The sequence below is a fragment of the Pseudomonas sp. MF6396 genome (assembly GCF_002018915.1).
Lineage (GTDB): Bacteria > Pseudomonadota > Gammaproteobacteria > Pseudomonadales > Pseudomonadaceae > Aquipseudomonas > Aquipseudomonas palmensis.
Genome location: NZ_MVOK01000017.1, coordinates 120,251 through 134,743 on the forward strand (window position 1 = coordinate 120,251; position 14,493 = coordinate 134,743).

Sequence of the window (14,493 nt, forward strand, 5' to 3'; positions counted from 1 at the left end):
GCACGCCCGGCACCGGCGCGCGCCGACCCTTTCAGTGTGGTGCCATGCCTGCCCTGGCGTCGCTTTCGCGGATCAACGGCATGCCCATCGCCTGCGCATAGCCGCTGGGGGCGAAGCGCCAGGTCACCAGCAGCATCAGCAGCACCGTCACGCTCAGCAGCAGCCAGGAGGCCTGGAAGTCGCCGCTGACGTCGCGCAACCAGCCGGTGACGTAAGGCACGATGCCGGTGATGATGAAGCCCACGCCCTGCACGAACGCCGCCAGCGCCCCCGCACTGGCGGGGGCCTTGAGGTGTTCGAGGGTCAGCGTGAGGCTGAGGCTGAAGCACGCGCCCAGGCCGAAGCCGATCAGGGCCACCCATAGCCCGGCGATCGCCGGGGCCAGCAGCAGGCCGACAAAGCCTGCCAGTTGCACGGTCAACGCCAGCCACAGGCCGGGGCGCCGATCCACCAGGCGACGCAGCAGCAAGGGCAGCCCGAGGGCGCCGGCCACCTGGAACACGGTCATCAGCCCCACCAGCTCGCCACCGCCCTGGGCACTGCCGCCGACCTGCTGGTAGTAGGCCGGCAGCCACGCCACCATGCTGGTGTAGCCGCCATTGATCAGCCCGAAATAGACCGCCAGCAGCCATGCCCGACGGCTGCCGAACAGGTGCCCGCTGGCACCTGCGCCGCCGACCGCCGCTTCGAGCTGCGGGCGCACCCAGGCCCATACCGCGAACGCCAGCAAGGCCAGCAACAGCCAGATGCCCAGGCCTGCCTGCCAGTGCGAGAACTGCTCGGCCACCCGCGGCCCGAGCACGGCGGCGGCCCCGCCGCCGCTCATCAGGGCTGCCGAATACACACCCATGGCCATGGCCAGGCGGTGAGGAAACCAGCGGTTGACCAGCCCCGGCATCAGCGCCTGAATGCAGGCCACCCCAAGCCCGGCCAATGCTGCGCTGGCGATCAGCGCAGCGGCGGAGTCGAGGGTCAGGCGCCAGGCGCAGGCCAGCGCGATGGCGGCCAGCCCGGCGAGCATCGCGCCCTGCTCGCTGACCCAGCGGCGCAACCAGGGTTGCAGCAAGGGCACCAGCCCCATGCACAGCACGGGCAAGGCGGTCAGCAGCGCGGCCTGCTGGTAGCCGATGCCGGTGCTCTGGCGGATGGCCTCCAGCAATGGGCCGATGCTGGTGAGGATGGGGCGCAGGTTCAGCGCCATCACCACCACCAGCAACAGCAGCAAGGTACTGCGAGCCTGCTCGCGCATCACCCCTGCACCTGCTGCCAGGCGGCGTACAGGCCCTGCTCGCCGGCTGGCTTCAGGGGTGCCAGGGGCAGCGACTGCTGCTGCGGCGGGCGTGCCATCTGCGCGTACACCGCTGCCGTCGACAGGCCATAGGGCTCGCCGTCTTCGTTGCTGTAGGCGAACCAGGCGCGCTCGATACCGCACAGGTGCATGGCAGCCAGGCACATCGGGCAGGGGTGGCCGGTGGCGTAGATTTCGCAGCCCTCCAGGCGCGGGCTGCCGAGTACCTGGCTGGCCAGGCGGATGGCCTGGAGTTCGGCGTGGGCGGTCGGGTCCTGGGTCAGGTGGATCTGGTTGACCGCCTCGGCGATCACCCGGCCCTGGTGCACCAGCACCGCCGCGAACGGGCGGCCGCCGGCCTGGATGTTCGCCCGGGCCAGCCCCAGCGCTTGCTGCATGAAATGTTCGTTGGCCATGGTCAGGCTCCTGTCAGGTTCAATGGGCATCGTGGGCCAGCAGCAACTCGACGATCCGCTGCTGGCCGCGTTCCCGGGCGTGCTGCAGGGGCGTCACGCCCTGGCGGTCGGCAAGGTTGACGTCGGCACCGGCGTCGATCAGCAGTTGCACGATGGCCTGGTGACGCGGGCCGCCATCGCTGAGCAGGATGGCTTCGAGCAGCCCGGTCCAGCCCAGCGAGTTCACGTGGTCGGGTGCAACGCCGGCGGCCAGCAGGCGGGCGACCACCTCGACATGGCCGCGCTCGCATGCGGGGATCAGCGCCGTGCCGCCATAGCGGTTGGTGCTCTTGAGGTCCGCGCCATGGGCCAGGGTCATCTCCAGAATCTGCAACTGGCCTTCGGCGCCGGCCAGCAGATACGGGCTGTCGTGCATCCGGTTGCTGGCGTTGACGTCGGCGCCGGCGTCGATCAACCGGCGCGCCGCCGCCACATGCCCACCGGCGGTGGCCAGCAGCAGCGGCGTATTGTTGCGCGAGTCGCGCTGATCGACGTCGGCGCCCTGGGCCAGCAAGGCGCCGACGCGGGTGGGGTTGCCGCTGGCGGCGGCTTCGAGCAAGGTGTCGGCCGCCCCGGAGGCCCCGGCGATGCCGAGGCTGGCGCACAGCCCGGCAACCCCGTACATCCAGTGTCTGAGCAATGACATGGCGCCTCCTTTGGTGCAATGAAGCGGGATTATCCGAGGCTTGGGGTGTAGCATGAAATTAATTGATTTCATGCATACCAGTGGGTAATCGAATGCTTGACCCCGTACTGCTGCGCAGCTTCGTGACCGTGGTGGAAACCGGCAATTTCACCCGCGCCGCCGAACGCCTGCACCTGACCCAGTCGACCATCAGCCAGCAGATCATCCGGCTGGAGCAGCACCTGGGGGTGCGCCTGCTGGATCGCAGCCAGCGCCAGGTGTGGCCGACCGAAGACGGCGAGCGCCTGCTGGGGTATGCCCGGCGCCTGCTGCGCCTGGACGAAGAGGCGCGCCAGGCGTTCAGCCCGGTGCAGGCGCAACGGGCACTACGCCTGGGGGTGCCGGAAGACCTGGCCGGTGAAGTGCTGACCGAGCCATTGAGCCGGTTCATCGGCGAGCGCCCGCATGTGCGCCTGGAGGTCGAGAGCGGGCTGAGCAGCCCGCTGCTGCGCCTGTACCGTGATGGCGAGCTGGACCTGCTGCTGGTCAAGCAATGGGGCGCGGACCGCGACCGCCATGCCGGCTGGCACGAGCCGTTGTCGTGGGTGTGCAGTGCCGGGCAGACGCAGCTGGCCGACCCGGTGCCGCTGGTGGTGTTTCCGGTGGGGGCGCTGTACCGGCAGGAAATGATCAATGCGCTGGAAGCCCGTGGGCGCAGCTGGCGTATCAGCTATTCGAGCACCAGTCTGGCCAGCCTGGGGGCGGCGGTGAGTGCGGGGTTGGGCGTGAGCCTGATACCGACCCGCAGCGTGTTGCCGACCCATCGGGTGCTGGGTGAGGCGCAGGGGTTTACCCCGGTCCAGGGCCTGGAGCTGGCGTTGTACGGGCGCAAGGGGCTGGATGCCGATGGCCTGGCGCTGCGCGAGCTGCTGCAGACCCTGTGCGAGCAGCGCGCAGGGTGTCGAGGGGGCCAGCCCCCTACTCCCCCGCCACCCGCGCCCGGTAGCTCCCCGGGCTCTCCCCCGTCCATTTCTTGAACGCGCGATGAAACGCGCTGGGCTCCTGGAAGCCGGTCTGCTCGGCAATCTGCGCCACGCTCAACACACCATCGCGCAAGCATTCGAACGCCAGTGCACGGCGCACCTCGTCCTTGATCTGCTGGTACGAACACCCCTCACGCTCCAACTGCCGGCGAAAACTGCCCGGGCTCAGGCCCTCGGCTGCCGCCATGCCCAGCAAGGTTGGCCACTGCCCGTACTGACGCCCGCGCAGATGCCGGTATACCCGCGCCGCCAATCCGTTCTGGTTGCGGTAGCGCACCACCAGCCACTGCGGCGCACTGCGCAGGAAGGTCTTGAGCGCACCCAGGTCCTGCACCACCGGCAAGCGCAGGTAGTGCGCCGAGAACTCGACCTGGGTGCGGCCACTGCCCAACTGCAGGTTCGGCCCCCACAGCAACGCGTCGTCCTCCAGCACCGCACGCCCGTCGCGCAGTTCGGTACGGTCGATGGCGATGCGCCGCCCCCCCAGCCAGCACAGCAGGCTGACCACCAGCACCAGGAAGGTCTCCTCGGCATATACCCGAGTCTGCGCATCGTCGAAATGCGACTCCAGGCTGATCACCGCACGCTGCCCGCGCACCACCAGGCGCCCGCGCACGTCACGCAGGAACAGGCCGAAGTTGCTCAGGCACTGGCGCAAGGCCTTTTCCAGCGTCGGCTCCTGGATCAGCCCACGACAGATCAGGGCGAAACTGCCCAGCGGCATGCCGTGGCTGTCGAGGTTGAAGAATTCGTCGCCCAGGTCTTCAATGAGCAGCAGCCACAGCCGTGCGAACGCCCTGGCCGGCACCCGTGCATCGGGTGCGTCCACCACCGCCGGGTCGATGCCCGCCTGCACCAGCAACGTACTGGCGCGCGCCGGCTGTTGGCGCAGTGTGTGCAGCATGATGTGCACGAAGTACACCGCGACCGAATCGTTTTCCCGCATGACTGTTTCCGCTATGCAGCGTAAGAATATGGCAAAAAGTGCCAGCCTCGCTGGGCAGTTATGGCATAGGCCCAGGCGTGACCTTTGCCTAGACTCGAACCCATCCCGAGCGTGGCCCCGGGCGCCATTCTGGCAGAGCCAGGCAGCGCCCCGCCACGCTTTCGCACACTGGAGTCGCGTATGAACACCCCGCAAATCTATGTAGTGAGCGCCGTTCGCTCGGCCATCGGCACCTTCGGCGGCTCGCTCAAGGACCTGCCCCTGGCCGACCTGGCCACCCAGGTGACCCGCGCCGCCATCGAACGCTCCGGCATTGCCCCCGAACAGATCGGCCACATGGTCATGGGCAACGTGATCCCCACCGAGCCGCGTGACGCGTACCTGGGCCGCGTGGCTGCGATGAACGCCGGCGTGCCCAAGGAAACCCCGGCATTCAACGTCAACCGCCTGTGCGGCTCGGGCCTGCAGGCCATCGTCTCGGCCGCGCAGAGCCTGCTGCTGGGCGAGGCCGAGGCGGTGATTGCCGCCGGCGCCGAATCCATGAGCCGCGGCCCGTACCTGCTGCCGCAGGCGCGCTGGGGCGCGCGCATGGGTGACCTGAAGGGTGTCGACTACATGCTGGGCATTCTGCAGGACCCGTTCGAAGGCTTTCACATGGGCATCACCGCCGAGAACGTGGCGGCGAAAAACGGCATCACCCGCCAGATGCAGGACGAGGTGGCCCTGACCAGCCAGCAGCGCGCCGCCCGCGCCATCGCCGAAGGCCGCTTCACCAGCCAGATCGTGCCCATCGAGATCCCGAGCCGCAAAGGTCCGGTACGTTTCGAGGTGGACGAGCATGTGCGTGGCGATGTGAGTGCCGAGCAACTGGCCGGCATGAAGCCTGCCTTCAAGAAGGACGGCACCGTCACCGCCGGCAACGCCAGCGGCCTCAACGACGGCGCCGGCGCCCTGGTGCTGGCCACCGGCGAAATGGTCGAGCGCCTGGGCTTGCGCCCGCTGGCGCGCCTGGTGGCCTATGCACATGCAGGCGTCGAGCCCGAGCTGATGGGCCTGGGCCCGGGGCCGGCCACGCGCAAGGTGCTGGAAAAGGCCGGCCTGAGCGTCGCCGACCTGGACGTGATCGAGTCCAACGAAGCCTTCGCTGCCCAGGCCTGCGCCGTGTCGCGGGAACTGGGCCTGGACCCCGAAAAGGTCAACCCCAACGGCTCGGGCATTTCCCTGGGCCACCCGGTGGGAGCCACCGGGGCCATCATCGCCACCAAGGCGATCCATGAGCTGCAACGTATCCAGGGCCGCTACGCGCTGGCCACCATGTGCATCGGCGGCGGTCAGGGTATCGCCGTCGTGTTCGAACGTGTTTGAGTCGGAGTTAACCGTGAGTATTGAAAACATCGCCGTGATCGGCGCCGGCACCATGGGCAACGGGATTGCCCAGGTGTGTGCAGTGGCCGGCTACCAGGTCACCCTGATCGACGTGTCCGAGGCCGCGCTGGAGCGTGGCCTGGCCACCCTGCGCAAGAACCTGGAGCGCCAGGTCAGCAAGCAGACCCTGCAGGCCGAACAGGCCGAGGCAGCCCTGACGCGCATCGCCACCAGCACCGACTACGCGCAGCTCGAGGGCGCGCAGCTGGTGATCGAGGCAGCCACCGAGAACCTCGCCCTGAAGGTGAAGATTCTGCAGCAGGTGGCCGCCAGCGTGGCCGACGACTGCGTCATCGCCACCAACACCTCGTCGCTGTCGATCACCCAGCTGGGCGCATCGGTGAGCCAGCCCGAACGTTTCATCGGCGTGCACTTCTTCAACCCGGTGCCGATGATGGCGCTGGTCGAGATCATTCGCGGCCTGCAGACCAGCGATGCCACCTACGCCAGCGCCATGGCCCTGACCGAGCGCGTGGGCAAGACCGCCATCAGTGCCGGCAACCGCCCGGGCTTCGTGGTCAACCGCATCCTGGTGCCGATGATCAACGAGGCAATCATGGTGCTGCAGGAAGGCCTGGCCAGCGCCGAGGACATCGACACCGGCATGCGCCTGGGCTGCAACCAGCCCATCGGCCCGCTGGCCCTGGCCGACCTGATCGGCCTGGACACGCTGCTGGCGATCATCGAGTCGTTCCACGACGGCTTCAACGACAGCAAGTACCGCCCCGCTGCCCTGCTCAAGGAAATGGTCGCCGCCGGCTACCTGGGGCGCAAGAGCGGCCGCGGTTTCTTCACCTACTGAGGTACGGGCATGCCGCAGACCTGCGCCGAACGTTGCGCCAACTTTGAAGAACGTCGGGACAAGGCACTCGAACTCTTTGCGGTCAAGGGGTTCGGCCAGGTCAGCATGCGTGAACTGGCCAGCCACCTGGGGCTGACGGCGGGCTCGCTGTATCACCATTTCCCGAGCAAGCAGCACCTGCTGTTCGACCTGATCGAAGAGCTGTTCGAGGAGTTGCTGGCCACCCTGCAGCCCCATGGGCGCGGCAAGCCCGAGGCCACGGCGTTGAGCCGGGTGATAAAGGCACACTGGGCGCTGCATGCCGAGCGCCCGTTGCAGTTTCGCCTGGCCGAACGTGACCTGTGCTGCCTGAGCGAGGAACAACAGGCACGCATCGCCCAGCTGCGCCGTGAATACGAAACCCGCCTGTTGCAGCTGATCGCCCCTCACGCGGCCCTGCCGCCGCCGGCCCGGGAGGCGACCGGCCATGTCATCGCCACGCTGCTCAACAGCCTGCCCGGCTGGTTGCAGGCCTCACCGCTGGGGCAGCCACAACGCCTGGCGCTGATGGAAAACATGCTGCTGGGGGCGATAGAGCGCACCCTGCAGACCGGTGCGCTGGACGCTGCCGCTTGAACTCACGCCAACGTCAGGCCTATTTCAGGAGTTCCTGAATCTGGTCGCGCAGGCTGTCCAGGTCGAACGGCTTGGCCAGGATCGGTGCCTTGAACGCGATCGGGCTGCCCGACTCACGGATCTCCGCCGGGTAGCCACTGATGAAGATCACCTTCAGGTCCGGGCGCAGCTTGACCGCAGGTTCGGCGATCTGTACCCCTGAAATGCCGCCCGGCAGGCGGAAGTCGGTCACGATAAGGTCCAGGTGCGGCTTGCTGGCCAGGATCTTGAATGCCTGCTCGCCATCTTCGGCCACCAGCACGTGATAGCCCTCGCCTTGAAGATAGTCCTTCAGGATCATGCGAATGACCGGTTCGTCTTCGACGACCAGTACTACATCTTGCGCATCTTCACTCATGCCAATGCCTTCAACTCGTATTTGATTCATGGGGGATCGCTATACGACCCCGGCCTCACGCAGAGGTTGCCTGCTGCGCGCCACTTTCTTGCGGGCTGCGTACCAGTGGCAGGCGCACGCTGAATGTCGCGCCCTGGCCCTCGGTACTGCTGACCGTGATGCTGCCGCCATGGGCCAGCACGATCTGTTCGGAAATATACAGGCCCAGCCCCAGGCCGGCACTGCTCTGGTTGGAGCATACCCGCTCGAACTGCTGGAAGATGCGCTGCTGGTTCTCGGCACTGATGCCGATGCCATGGTCGCGCACCTGCACGCAGGCCATGCCCTGTTCCTCGAACACGCGCACCTGCACCGGCGACTTGGCGCCATAGCGCAGGGCGTTGGTGAGCAGGTTGGCGATCACCTGCTCGATACGAAACTCGTCCCAGTAGCCGACCAGTTCGGCGCCGGCCTGCAGGCTGATGCTCGAGTCGACCGCAGCCGCCTGGGCGGCGAAGTTCTCGACCAGGCCGCTGACCAGCTGGCACAGGTCGAACGATGCGGGCCGGATCGACAGCTTGCCGGTACGGATGCGCGACACGTCGAGCATGTCTTCGATCAGCCGGATCAGGCTGTTGATCTGGCGCTCGTCACGCTCGACCATGGCGTGCATCTTGTCCAGGGTGAAGGCATCGGCGTTGTTGCGCGCCAGGTGCAGCTTGCGCAGCTGGGTCTCCAGTATCAGACCGTTGAGCGGTGTGCGCACCTCGTGGGAGACGATCGACATGAAGTCGTCGCGCATGCGTACCGCGTGCTCCAGCTCGCTGCGCGTGACCTGCAGCTGCGCCAGCAGCAGCTCCTGCTCCTGGCGGCTGCGCTCCAGGGCCTCCAACTGCTGGCCGAGGGCCTTGCGCTGGCGGTACAGGTCGATGAACACCGCCACCTTGCTCTTCACCGCCTGGGTGTCCAGCGGCTTGTGCAGGAAGTCCACCGCGCCGCTCTCGTAGCCCTTGAAGGCGTAGTTCATCTCGCGCGCCGCAGCGCTCACGAACACGATGGGAATGTTCTTGGTCTTTTCCGTACCGCGCATCATCTCGGCCAGTTCGAAACCGTTCATTCCGGGCATCTGGACGTCGAGGATGGCCAGCGCGAACTCGTGCTCGAGCAACAGCGACAACGCATGGTCGGCCGATTGCGCCTGGTACACGTTGCGGTCCGGCCCCTTGATCAGCGCCTCGAGCGCCAGCAGGTTTTCCGGCAGGTCGTCGACGATCAGCAGGTTTGCTTGGATATGGCTTAGCATGCACGTGGTTCCAGCTTGGCGAGCAATTGCCCGATGCCATTCAATGGGAGTATGTGGTCGGGCCGGTGCAGCGCCAGCGCCGCCTCGGGCATGACCGCGACTTGCGCCTCATGCGGGTCTTGAATCAGGGTAGTACCGCCGTGCTCCTTGATGCGCGCCAGCCCGCGCGCACCGTCTTCGTTGGCGCCGGTCAGCAACACGCCGACCAGGCCGTCGCCATAGGCATCGGCGGCCGACTCGAAGAGGATGTCGATCGAGGGCCGGGAAAAGTGCACGCGGTCCTCCTGGCTCAGGGACAGGCTGCGGTCACGCTCCACCGACAGGTGATAGCCGGGGCCGGCCACGTAGATCATCCCCGGCACCACGCTTTCCTTGTCGCGGGCCTCCTGCACGGGGCGCTGCAAGCGGCGGCTGAAGACTTCGGCCAGCTGGCTGTGGCGGTCGTCGGGCAGGTGCAGCACGCACAGCAGCGCAATGGCGTAGTCGGCGGGCAAGGCGGCAAACACCGTGAGCAGCGCCGACACGCCCCCGGCTGAAGCCCCCACCACGATCGCATCGGTGCCTTTCATGACTTTCGGTAGATCCGTTCTGGCTTGACCAGCGCGTCGAAGCGGTTGGCGTAAGCGGAAAAATCCAGGGTTTCCTTGCTGCCCAGCACCAGAAAGCCACGGTGGCACAGCGAGTCGTGAAACAGGCCGAAGGCCCGGTCCTGCAGGGTCTTGTTGAAGTAGATGAGCACGTTGCGGCACGAGATCAGCTGGGTTTCGGAGAACACGCTGTCGGTGGCCAGGCTGTGGTCGGCGAAGGTCACGTTTTCGCGCAGGCTGCTGTCGATGATCGCGTTGCCATAGGCGGCAGTGTAGTAGTCACTGAAGGCCCGGCGCCCGCCGGCCTTCTGGTAGTTCTCGGTGTACTCGCGCATGTTCTGCATCGAGTAGATGCCCTGCTTGGCCTTTTCCAGCGAGCTGGGGTTGATGTCGGTGGCGTAGATGATGGTGCGTTCGAGCAGCCCCTCTTCGCGCAGCAGGATGGCCATGGAGTAGACCTCCTCGCCCGTGCTGCAGCCGGCAATCCAGATCTTGATCGAGGGCCAGGTCTTGAGGTGCGGCACCACCTCCTCGCGCAGCGCGAGGAAGTGACCGGGGTCGCGAAACATCTCGCTCACCGGGATGGTGAGGTACTGCAGCAACTGCATGAACACACTCGGGTCGTGCAGCACCCGTTCCTGCAGGGCCGACACCGTGGCACATTCGAACTGGCGCACGGCATGCAGCACCCGGCGCTTGATCGAAGCGCCGGAATAGTCGCGAAAGTCGTAGCTGTACTTGAGGTAGATCGCCTCGATCAGCAGCCGGATTTCAATGTCGGTGTTACGTTCGATACTCAAATTCGCTCCAGTTGCGGCAGCCATACCCGAATCAGGGAGAACAGCCGGTCCAGCTCTATCGGCTTGGCCAGGTAGTCGTTGGCGCCGGCCTGCAGGCAGCGCTCCTGGTCATCCTTCATGGCCTTGGCGGTGACGGCGATGATCGGCAGCTTGCGCCAGCGCGGGTCCTTGCGAATGCGCCGGGTGGCTTCGTAGCCGTCCATCTCCGGCATCATCACGTCCATCAGCACCAGGTCGATATCGCTGACCTGCTCGAGTTTTTCGATGGCCTCGCGGCCATTGCGACCGATCTCCACGATCGCGCCCTTGTGCTCCAGCGCACTGGTGAGGGCGAAGATGTTGCGCACGTCGTCGTCCACCAGCAGGATCTTGCGCCCCTCGAACACCTTGTCGCGGCTGCGCGCGGTCTTGAGCATGCGCTGACGTTCATGGGACAGCGTCGACTCGACTTTGTGCAGAAACAGCGTGACTTCATCCAGCAACCGCTCGGGTGAACGCGCGCCCTTGATGATGATCGAGCGCGAGTACTTGAGCAGGTCGGCCTCTTCGTCGCGGGTCAGGTTGCGCCCGGTGTAGACGATCACCGGCGGGAACGAGCGGATATCGTCGGCGGTCATGCGCTTGAGCAGCTCGTTGCCGAGCATGTCGGGCAGCTTGAGGTCGATGATCATGCAGTCGTAGATGTTCTCGCGCAGCAGCTCCAGGGCTTCCTGAGCCATGCCCACCGCGGTGATCTTGATGTCTTCGTCGCCGATCAGGCGGGCGATGCTTTCGCGCTGCAGGTCATCGTCTTCCACCAGCAGGATGTGCTTGAGCTTCTGGGTCAGCTTGGCTTCCAGGCGGCCGAACACGGCCTTGAGCTCCTCGCGGCTGGTGGGCTTGACCGCATAGCCGATCGCGCCCATGTGCATGGCCGCCTCGACACGGTCCTCGACCGAGATGATGTGCACCGGTATGTGCCGGGTGGACGCCTGCTCCTTGAGCCGCTGCAGCACGGTTAGGCCGGAATGGTCGGGCAGGCGCATGTCCAGCAGGATGGCGTCGGGGATGTAGCTGGCCGCCAGTTCGAAGCCTTCGTCGGCGGCCTGGGCCACCAGGCAGCTGTAGCCCAGCTCGTGGGCCAGGTCGAAGAGGATGCGGGCAAAGTTGGGCTCGTCCTCGATCACCAGGATGCAGCGGTTGCTGAACGGTGCCAGGTGACGGTCGTCGGCGAAGCTGGCCGCCGGACGCGGGGCTTCGGCGGCCGGCAGCACGACGGGGGCCGCCACGGGCAACGGCGCGGCGGCGCGGGCCACCAGTGCCAGCGGCTGCGCCTCGACGCTCGGCTCGTACGACTCGGGCAGTATCAGGCTGAACACGCTGCCCTGGCCCAGTTGGCTTTCGACACGGATCTGGCCGCCCAGCAACTGCGCCAGGTCACGGGAAATCGACAGCCCCAGGCCCGTGCCTCCGTAGCGCCGGTTGGTGGTGCCGTCGGCCTGGTGGAAGGCTTCGAAGATGCTCTGCTGCTGGTCGTCGGCAATGCCGATGCCACTGTCGCGCACCGAGAACACGATGCCGGTGCCGGCCTGGTAGCCGATGGTCAGCGCCACCTGGCCGCGCTCGGTGAACTTCAGCGCGTTGGACAGCAGGTTCTTGAGGATCTGCTCCAGGCGCTGGCGATCGGTGAACAGGGTGGCCGGCACCTGCGGCTCTACGGTGACGCTGAAGGCCAGCTGCTTCTGCTGCGCCAGCGGCTCGAACAGGCTGCGCAGGCCTTCGGCCATGCGGCTGATGTGGGTGGTTTCGGCGCGTACATCGAGCTTGCCGGCCTCGACCTTGGCGATGTCGAGAATGTCGTTGATCAGGTTGAGCAGGTCGTTGCCGGCCGAATAGATCGACTCGGCGAACTTGACCTGCTCGGCGCTGAGGTTGTCCTGCGGGTTCTCGGCCAGCAGCTTGGCCAGGATCAGCGAGCTGTTGAGCGGGGTGCGCAGCTCGTGGGACATGTTGGCGAGGAATTCGGACTTGTACTTGCTCGAGCGCTGCAGTTCCTCTGCACGCTCCTGCAACTCGACCTGCACCCGGTTCAGCTCGCCGTTCTTGCGGTCCAGCGCATCGCGCTGCTCGGCCAGCGCGTCGGTACGCTCGGCCAGTTGCTCGTTGGTCTGCTCCAGCTCGGCCTGCTGCGTCTCCAGATGGGCCTGGGACTCCTTGAGCACCCGGGACTGTTCCTCGAGCTCTTCGTTGGCGGTCTTGAGCTCTTCCTGCTGCACCTGCAGCTCTTCGTTGAGCTGCTGGGTTTCGGCCAGCACTTCCTGCAGGCGCTGGCGATAGCGCGCACTCTCGATGGAGGTGCCCAGGTTGTCGGCCAACCGCTCGAGAAACTCGATGTCGCGGTCCTCCACTGCGCGCAGAAAGCCCAGCTCGACCACGCCATTGACCTGGCCGTCGTTGATCGCCGGAATCACCAGCACGTTGCGCGGGCACCCCTCGCCCAGCCCGGAGCTGACCTTGAAGTAGTCCTGCGGCACCTCGTCCAGGCGCATCAGGCGACGCTGCGCCACGGCCTGGGCAAGGATGCCCTCCTGGGCGCCGACAACCTGCTCCTGCCCCTGCTGCTCGCGGGAGAAGCCGTAGCTGGCCACGCGGCGCAGGCTGCCATGCTCGTCGCGCACGTACACAGCCGCCACCACGCTGCCCAGGTAATGGGCGAAGAACTGCAGGATGTTGTTGCCCAGCATCGGCAGGGTCAGTTGCCCCAGCACCTGCTCGGCCAGACGCGATTGCCCGGCGCGCTGCCAGGCCTGCTGTTCGAGGCGCTCGGCAGCGCGCTGCTGGGCCTCCAGGTTGGCCGCGTAGTTGCTGGACAGGTTGAGCAGGTCGCGGCGGCCGATATAGGCCAGCAATGCGCTGAGCAGCACCACGAAGGCCAGATAAAGGGAAATGGACCACTGCGTGGTGTTGCTGACCTGATCGTTGCGGGCAAGACGCAACTGTTGCTCCATCGCGACGAAATCGTCGAACTCCTTGCGGATCTCGTCGGTCAGGCGCTTGCCCTGACCGAGCTTGATGGGCGTGCGGTAGTCGTCATTGGCGCGGCGCAGGTCGATCATGTCCTTGCCAAAGTTGTTCCAGGCGGCCTGCAGGGCTTGCAGGCGGCTCAGGCGGTCGACCTGCTGCGGGTTGTCGGCCACCAGTTGCTTGAGCGTCTCGAGTTCGGCCTGTATGCGTGGCTTGGCCACTTCATAGGGGTCGAGGAATTGCTCGTCGCCGGTGAGCAGGAAACCGCGCATGCCGGTTTCCATGTCGATGGACAGCTTGACCGCCTCGTTGGCGTTGTTGATCACCCGGTCGGTGTGGGCGACCCACTGGATGACCGACAGCAGGTAGGCAATCACGGCGACGAAAACCACCGCACTGATCAGACCGACCCCCAGGGGCAGGCCGATGTTGCGGCTCAGCAGCTTGCGAAAGCTCTGCTGATCGGTCGAGGCTGGTTGACTCATTGGAAAGGCCCGAGCAAGTAGACGAACGAAAGAGTGTGACGGATTTTCGAGCAATTGTTCCAGTTTTCCGCCAGTTCAATGCCCGCAGCGTGGCGCCGCGCCCGTGTTGGCCGGGCATCGAGCCCGTATTTGAGCCAGTGCTGCGCCAAACGTTCCCTGTTTGGCCAGAGCCCGCTATGCTCACTGGCTGGTACGTTTGACGATCCAGGGAACTAAGCACCGCGTGCTGTTTACAGATAGTGTGTCACCCATTTTCACAGGATCCTGCCATGCCCGATAATCACCCTCTTCTGGTCGTCGAAGACGACGCCATCGTGCGCATGCTGATGGTGGATGTGCTCGATGAACTGGGTTACCAGGTGGTGGAGGCCAAAGATGCCGAAGAAGCGCTGCAAGTGCTGGGCAACCCGGACAAACCCCTTGCCCTGATGATGACCGATGTCGGCTTGCCCGACATGGACGGCAAGCAACTGGCGGGCAAGGCCCGCGAACTGCGGCCGCTGTTGCCCATCCTGTTCGCCAGTGGCTATGCCGACAGCTTCGATGTGCCCGAGGGCATGCACATGATCGGCAAGCCGTTCAGCATCGACCAGCTGCGCGACAAGGTGACCTCGATTCTGGCCCTCTAGGCGCGCCCGCTCCCGCACCGCTGTACCTCATCACTTCTTCACAATTAAACCCGCCGACGCAGACGAATGTGGCAATCTAGACACTCCCACCACGCCAACTCACACGACACA

Annotated in this window: 14 protein-coding genes; 5 read left to right on the plus strand and 9 right to left on the minus strand. The window is 65.9% G+C overall.

From position 1 onward, the window contains the following. Positions 1–31: 31 nt before the first annotated feature. From MF6396_RS17965 to MF6396_RS17975, 3 genes are read right to left on the minus strand one after another with little or no spacing between them, the layout of a single operon-like run. On the minus strand, positions 32–1,249 hold the full coding sequence (locus MF6396_RS17965; RefSeq protein ID WP_078481168.1) for a cyanate transporter: 1,218 nt from the start codon (positions 1,247–1,249) through the stop codon (positions 32–34). Then, on the minus strand, positions 1,249–1,704 hold the full coding sequence (locus MF6396_RS17970) for a nucleoside deaminase (protein WP_078481169.1): 456 nt from the start codon (positions 1,702–1,704) through the stop codon (positions 1,249–1,251). Before MF6396_RS17970 ends, MF6396_RS17965 begins: the two co-directional genes overlap by 1 nt. Positions 1,705–1,723: 19 nt before the next feature. Beyond that, entirely contained in the window at positions 1,724–2,389 is a 666-nt protein-coding gene (locus MF6396_RS17975; protein ID WP_078481170.1) for an ankyrin repeat domain-containing protein, read from the minus strand. Between the two features lie 92 nt (positions 2,390–2,481). Here MF6396_RS17975 and MF6396_RS17980 point away from each other — a divergent pair, with 92 nt between their 5' ends. Continuing rightward, a complete protein-coding gene (locus MF6396_RS17980; RefSeq protein WP_078481171.1) occupies positions 2,482–3,405 on the plus strand; it encodes a LysR substrate-binding domain-containing protein in 924 nt (307 codons plus the stop codon). Here MF6396_RS17980 and MF6396_RS17985 read toward each other — a convergent pair. Continuing rightward, entirely contained in the window at positions 3,347–4,357 is a 1,011-nt protein-coding gene (locus MF6396_RS17985) for an AraC family transcriptional regulator (protein ID WP_078481173.1), read from the minus strand. The two genes, MF6396_RS17980 and MF6396_RS17985, sit on opposite strands and share 59 nt — an antisense overlap. Positions 4,358–4,537: 180 nt before the next feature. Between MF6396_RS17985 and MF6396_RS17990 the strand changes: the two genes are divergently transcribed. From MF6396_RS17990 to MF6396_RS18000, 3 genes are read left to right on the plus strand one after another with little or no spacing between them, the layout of a single operon-like run. Then, a complete protein-coding gene (locus MF6396_RS17990; RefSeq protein WP_078481174.1) occupies positions 4,538–5,722 on the plus strand; it encodes an acetyl-CoA C-acyltransferase family protein in 1,185 nt (394 codons plus the stop codon). A gap of 13 nt (positions 5,723–5,735) precedes the next feature. Beyond that, positions 5,736–6,584, plus strand: a complete 849-nt coding sequence (locus MF6396_RS17995) for a 3-hydroxybutyryl-CoA dehydrogenase (RefSeq protein ID WP_078481176.1) — start codon at positions 5,736–5,738, stop codon at positions 6,582–6,584. Positions 6,585–6,593: 9 nt separating this feature from the next. Next, positions 6,594–7,199, plus strand: a complete 606-nt coding sequence (locus MF6396_RS18000) for a TetR/AcrR family transcriptional regulator (RefSeq protein WP_078481178.1) — start codon at positions 6,594–6,596, stop codon at positions 7,197–7,199. A gap of 19 nt (positions 7,200–7,218) precedes the next feature. Here MF6396_RS18000 and MF6396_RS18005 read toward each other — a convergent pair whose 3' ends face one another. From MF6396_RS18005 to MF6396_RS18025, 5 genes are read right to left on the minus strand one after another with little or no spacing between them, the layout of a single operon-like run. Next, a complete protein-coding gene (locus tag MF6396_RS18005; protein ID WP_043861756.1) occupies positions 7,219–7,596 on the minus strand; it encodes a response regulator in 378 nt (125 codons plus the stop codon). Positions 7,597–7,651: 55 nt separating this feature from the next. Next, positions 7,652–8,878, minus strand: a complete 1,227-nt coding sequence (locus MF6396_RS18010; RefSeq protein ID WP_043861755.1) for a hybrid sensor histidine kinase/response regulator — start codon at positions 8,876–8,878, stop codon at positions 7,652–7,654. Continuing rightward, on the minus strand, positions 8,872–9,447 hold the full coding sequence (locus MF6396_RS18015; protein WP_043861754.1) for a chemotaxis protein CheB: 576 nt from the start codon (positions 9,445–9,447) through the stop codon (positions 8,872–8,874). Before MF6396_RS18015 ends, MF6396_RS18010 begins: the two co-directional genes overlap by 7 nt. Beyond that, the gene (locus tag MF6396_RS18020) at positions 9,444–10,265 is read right to left on the minus strand and encodes a CheR family methyltransferase (RefSeq protein WP_043861753.1); all 822 of its coding nucleotides are present in this window, start codon (positions 10,263–10,265) and stop codon (positions 9,444–9,446) included. The genes MF6396_RS18015 and MF6396_RS18020 overlap by 4 nt, the downstream gene beginning before the upstream one ends. Further along, positions 10,262–13,753: a response regulator gene (locus tag MF6396_RS18025; protein ID WP_078481179.1), complete on the minus strand. Its 3,492-nt coding sequence runs from the start codon at positions 13,751–13,753 to the stop codon at positions 10,262–10,264. Before MF6396_RS18025 ends, MF6396_RS18020 begins: the two co-directional genes overlap by 4 nt. Positions 13,754–14,022: 269 nt before the next feature. On the opposite strand from MF6396_RS18025, the gene MF6396_RS18030 reads away from it, so the two are divergent. Continuing rightward, complete coding sequence (locus MF6396_RS18030) at positions 14,023–14,382, plus strand: response regulator (RefSeq protein ID WP_043861751.1); 360 nt, start codon at positions 14,023–14,025, stop codon at positions 14,380–14,382. Positions 14,383–14,493: the final 111 nt, after the last annotated feature.